This is a genomic window from Nocardia farcinica (genome assembly GCF_029867845.1).
Lineage (GTDB): Bacteria > Actinomycetota > Actinomycetes > Mycobacteriales > Mycobacteriaceae > Nocardia > Nocardia farcinica_A.
The window spans coordinates 1-1,706 of sequence record NZ_JARWRU010000473.1 but is presented as its reverse complement, the minus strand read 5'-3'; the positions used below and the strand labels follow the sequence as shown (position 1 = coordinate 1,706).

2 protein-coding genes are annotated in these 1,706 nt (G+C 71.5%); one reads left to right on the top strand and one right to left on the bottom strand.

Annotated elements, in window-relative coordinates; all coding sequences use genetic code 11:
• Positions 1-205 precede the first annotated feature (205 nt).
• Positions 206-793: an STAS domain-containing protein gene (locus QH283_RS10145; RefSeq protein ID WP_280502764.1), complete on the bottom strand. Its 588-nt coding sequence runs from the start codon at positions 791-793 to the stop codon at positions 206-208.
• Positions 794-1,175: 382 nt separating this feature from the next.
• Between QH283_RS10145 and QH283_RS10140 the strand changes: the two genes are divergently transcribed.
• A partial coding sequence (locus QH283_RS10140; RefSeq protein ID WP_280502763.1) for a beta-class carbonic anhydrase occupies positions 1,176-1,706 on the top strand: 531 nt, incomplete at its 3' end.

The window sequence follows — 1,706 nt, the reverse complement described above, 5'->3', positions numbered from 1 at the left end:
CCCCCCCCCCCCCCCCCGCCCCCCCGGCTGGGGCGGCCCCCCCCCCCCCTCCCCCCCCCCCCCCCCCCCCCCCCCCCCCCCCCCCCCCCCCCCCCCCCCCCCCCCCCCCCCCCCCCGGCCCCCGGCCGCCCCCCCCCCCCGGTTCAGGTCACCGTGTCCCGCCTCGGGAACCCGGACGGCGCGCGGGGTGCGCCGCCCGGGGCCGCTACGAGCGCGCGCCCGCCGCCACCGGCTTGCGGCTCGACAGCCCGGACACGCCCGCCGAGGGCTCGTGGAAGCGCTTGCGCGTGGGCACGACCTCGTTCTCCGTGATCGCCGGTTCGGGGAGCTCCGAATCCGCCACCGGCACCGCGGGTTCCGCGGGCCTGCTGGTGGAACCGAGCGCAGTGTAGGCGCTCACGACCGTGGAGCGGACGATCAGCGGAGCGGTCCGCGAATCGCCGGCGAGCAGGCGGGCGATGCGCAGGTCGGTGGTGACCAGGCAGGTTCGCACGCCGTCGCGCTGGAAAGCGCCCGCATCCTCGACCAGCGCGCCGATGGTGCGCAGCGAGCAGAAGTCGATCCTGCCGATGTCGACGATGAGTGCGCCGCCCGCCTTCGCCGCCGCCTCGGCGGCCTCGCGAACGCGCTGTCGCCACAGCGACAGAGTGAACGCATCGGCCTGACCACGTACCGACAGCACGACCACGTCGTGCTGATGGCGGGTGCGGAAGACCAGTCGGGTCTCGGGAGTCCCGGCCGAAGCCATGGCAGAGTTCACCGACAGGAAGGGGGAGCTGGATTTCAGGTTCATGACACTACCCGGATCTGCTCATGATGCACGAGGCATCAGGGCTCCGCCTTACCCCGGTGGTTTCGAGGTGGACGCGTGAGCCGACCCAAGAGTAACCCATGAGTACCGCGGAGGGGGAGTTCGTACCGGATGGAAGTGAATCGTGTCGTTCGCGTGACCCGCTGCGCGCCCTCGCCGGGTAGCTCCTCCGGGACATCCTTCCAAGGCATCTTCTCCAGGGCATCTTTTCCAGGGCATCTTTTCCAGGGCATCTCCTCCGGGGCGTCTCGTCCAGGGCATTCCGCTCGAGCTGCGCGAATCTCTTGCCCCTGCCCCTGTCGCGGGCAACTGTCGATCCGTACGCGCAAGTCCCAGATTCCCCTGATAGAGGAAGGCGCGATTCATGAGCGTGACCGACGAGTACCTGGCCAACAACGCCGAATACGCGGCGACCGTCAGAGGTCCGCTGCCGCTGCCGCCGAGCAAGCACGTCGCCGTGGTGGCGTGCATGGACGCCCGGCTCGACGTCTACCGCATCCTCGGCCTGAAGGACGGCGAGGCGCACGTCATCCGCAACGCGGGTGGCGTGGTCACCGACGACGAGATCCGCTCGCTGGCGATCAGCCAGCGCCTGCTCGGCACCACCGAGATCATCCTGATCCACCACACCGACTGCGGCATGCTGACCTTCACCGACGACGAGTTCAAGCGCGCCATCCAGGACGAGACCGGCATCAAGCCGAACTGGTCGGCCGAGGCATTCCCCGATGTGGAGGAGGACGTGCGCCAGTCGCTCGCGCGCATCGAGAACAGCCCGTTCGTCACCCAGACCACCTCGCTGCGCGGCTTCGTCTTCGACGTGGCCACCGGCAACCGGGGCCGCACGCGGGGGGGGGGGGGGGGCCCGCCGCGGCGCAGGCGCCGCCCGCCGCGG